At 44.9% G+C, this 3,130-nt stretch carries 3 protein-coding genes; all 3 read left to right on the top strand.

Going from position 1 to position 3,130, the window contains the following annotated elements; genetic code table 11:
• Window positions 1-7: 7 nt before the first annotated feature.
• The 3 genes from QZZ43_RS11405 to QZZ43_RS11415 all read left to right on the top strand — a co-directional run bounded on the left by QZZ43_RS11405 (window position 8) and on the right by QZZ43_RS11415 (window position 2,982).
• Window positions 8-1,429 carry a DUF5723 family protein gene (locus QZZ43_RS11405; protein ID WP_367221517.1) on the top strand — a complete coding sequence of 474 codons (1,422 nt, stop codon included), beginning with the start codon at window positions 8-10 and terminating at the stop codon, window positions 1,427-1,429.
• A gap of 133 nt (window positions 1,430-1,562) precedes the next feature.
• Complete coding sequence (locus QZZ43_RS11410; protein ID WP_291859247.1) at window positions 1,563-1,949, top strand: (deoxy)nucleoside triphosphate pyrophosphohydrolase; 387 nt, start codon at window positions 1,563-1,565, stop codon at window positions 1,947-1,949.
• A gap of 139 nt (window positions 1,950-2,088) precedes the next feature.
• Window positions 2,089-2,982, top strand: a complete 894-nt coding sequence (locus QZZ43_RS11415; RefSeq protein ID WP_291859249.1) for an NAD(P)-dependent oxidoreductase — start codon at window positions 2,089-2,091, stop codon at window positions 2,980-2,982.
• The last annotated feature ends 148 nt before the right edge of the window (window positions 2,983-3,130 follow it).

A 3,130-nucleotide genomic window follows, 5' to 3' on the forward strand; every position in this document is an offset into this window, starting at 1 on the left:
GTTCAAGATTTATATTGCCACTGTTTCCATCACATTTCTGATGCTGTTTCAGGCTACCGCGCAAAATCCCATGGGGCTTTATTTCATGGAAACCATTCCTCAGGCGTCACAGATCAACCCTGCCATGCAACCCCGGGCCAACGGCTTTTTTGCACTGCCTTCGACCAGCCTGATGTTTCGGAGCGATGTGGCATTCAACGATGCTTTTCAGGAAGTGGGTAATGAATGGGTAACACCACTGAGCGCCCGGTTTAACTACGATGATCTCTATAAAACCACCGGCAAAGCAGCCGGGATCAACAATTTTGAAGCCGTGGATTTGCTGGGGATTGGTTTTCGCTCGGGCCGGGATTATTTTACATTTACCATGTCCGTAAAAAACGTCATGCAGGCAGGTATCCCGTCCGATCTCTTTAAGATTGCAGAGTTGGGTTTCCCCGACGGAGAAAGCTTCGATTTCTCCAACATGCGCATCAAAGAAGCGGCCTATCATGAGTTGGCTTTTGGTTACAGCAGGCAATGGAACGAAAAATTCACTTTTGGAGCAAAGCTGAAGCCCCTGTTTGGGATTGTGGGCGGAGTTACCGATATCAACCGGTTTGAAATGAATACCAGTCGGCAGCAATGGGATGTGCATGTGGATGGAACGGTTTATTCTTCAGCTCCCATTGAGGTGGAGGAAAGTAACGTTCCGGGTGATTTCCCGGAATCGATAGACGGGAAGGATCTGGAAGACGATGAGGTTTCCGATTACTTTTCCTCTTTGAATAACGGCGGCCTGGCTTTCGATTTCGGAGCTGTTTACCAACATACGGAAGACTGGACGTTTTCGGCTGCACTGACCAATCTGGGTTGGGTGAAATTTAAAAATGACCTTAACACCCTTTCTTTCAACGGGACTTACACATTCAACGGAATCAGTGTGGAAGGCTCGGAGGACGAAGACATCGAAAAGGCTTTTGAAGACATTGGCGACTCCCTGAAAACGGTGATCGATTACGGGGTGGCACATGACAAATTCAGCATTCCCCTTACGCCCTCCTGGTATATGGGGGCATCCTACAAGATGAGTCCTGCCGTTTCGTTCGGGTTGTTGTCGCGCAGTGTTTTCCAGAAGCACAATTTTAGTCAGGAATTTAATCTGTCTGCCAATCTTCAGCCATATAGTTTTTTAGCGTTCAACCTAAATTACAGTAAACGCATCAAAGGTGGAAACGGGTTGGGAACAGCGGTTACTTTCTTTGCCGGCCCTATTCAGCTATTTATGGCTGCCGACTACATTCCCATGCGCTATGCTGAGGTAACCTTCGACGACGGGGATTCTTTTCCTATGTTCCATCGCCAGAAAGATCTGAGTTTTCGTTTCGGCCTCAACCTGATTTTTGGCCGTCACGGGTACCGCGATGAGCCGATGCTGAGTGTGAATTAGGGCTTTTGCAAATTTGAATATTCAATGAAGAGGAGATGGTGCTGAGGTGCGACCTCCTCTCTTTGTTTTCGGGGGGGCACAGAAAAATGTTATCTTTGGTTTGGAGAACGTTTATACTCTAAAATTCAGTCTGTTGAATAGAATTAAGGTGATTTGTGCGATTATTTCTTTTGGCTCCAGAGTGCTTGTTGTTCAACGAGGGGAGGGCATGAGCATGCCTTTAAAATGGGAGTTTCCGGGGGGCAAGGTTGAAAAAGGCGAGTCGGAGGAGGCCTGTGTTAAACGGGAAATAAAGGAAGAATTGGATATTGAAATCAAGTTGTTGAAACGCCTAACTCCTGTTCGGCACAGCTACCCGCATGTTTCTATTGAACTAATACCTTTTCAGGCTGATTTCTATCGGGGTGAAGTAAATCTTTTGGAACATAAGCAGTATTTGTTGCTCGACAAACAACAATTGGGGGATTTGGACTGGGCAGATGCTGATGTGCCCATTGTTAATGAATACATGGAATTATGAAGGAAGGAATATACGAAGAATTGGTAAGAGAGCTTGTTTTCCGGCAGAAACAGGAAGTTGATAGAACCAGTTTTTACCAATATTCCCTGGAAATAATTTATTTGCAGAATAAATTTGAAATAGAGCATACATGACTAAAATGCGGATTTTTTTTACAGGAGGATCAGGAAAAGCAGGGAAACACGTGATTCCTTACCTGCTTGAGCAAGGGCACCGGGTGATGAACGTGGATCTGGAACCTTTGGATTACCCGGGGGTGGATAATCTGATAGCAGATATTACGGATTCCGGACAAATGTTTAATGCCATGAGTTCGTATGCAGGATTAGGTGAGTTGGAACCTGGTAACGGGGTGCCAAAATTTGATGCTGTAGTACATTTTGCTGCGGTACCCCGGATTTTAATTAAGCCGGACAACGAAACTTTCCGGGTCAATACCATTGGTACCTATAATGTAATTGAAGCTGCTGTAAAGCTTGGCATTAACAAGATTATCATTGCTTCGTCAGAGACTACCTACGGAATCTGTTTTTCGGATGGCAAAACGGATCCTCACGTGCTGCCTCTGGAGGAGGACTATGATGTGGACCCCATGGATAGTTACGGAATTTCGAAGGTTGTAAATGAGAAAACAGCCCGCGGTTTCCAGCGACGGTCAGGCTTTGATATTTATGCCCTGCGTATCGGAAATGTGATTGAACCTCACGAATACACTGAGCTCTTTCCGTATTATTTTAAAAATCCTGAGGTGCGCCGCAGAAATGCGTTTTGTTATATTGATGCGCGTGACCTGGGACAGATAGTGGATTTATGTTTGAAAAAAGATGGCCTGGGCTATCAGATTTTCAATGCCGGAAATGACCACAATGGAGCAGTCCTTCCCAACAAGGAGTTGTTAGAGAGATTCTTTCCGGGTGTTCCACTTACCCGCGAACTGGAAGAGCATGAAGCATTGTTTTCCAATCGAAAAATCCGTGAAGTTCTGGGGTTCAAAGAACAACACAACTGGAGGAATTACCTGGAATGGGATTGATTTTGAGAAGCCGAGAGGTAATTATACCGGAAAGTTGTGCTTCATGCCAAGGAAAAAAGTCCATGCTTTCAGTGAAAAAATTTTGAATATAAGAACCTTGATTTAATGTAACGAATTCGTTACTTTTGTAGTATGAGAGAAGTTGAAA

The organism is Marinilabilia sp. (assembly GCF_016278715.1).
Lineage (GTDB): Bacteria > Bacteroidota > Bacteroidia > Bacteroidales > Marinilabiliaceae > Marinilabilia.

Coding starts and splice junctions, on each gene's coding strand:
- QZZ43_RS11415 (WP_291859249.1), top strand. CDS start 2,089: ATGCGGATTTTTTTTACAGGAGGATCAGGAAAAGCAGGGAAACACGTG.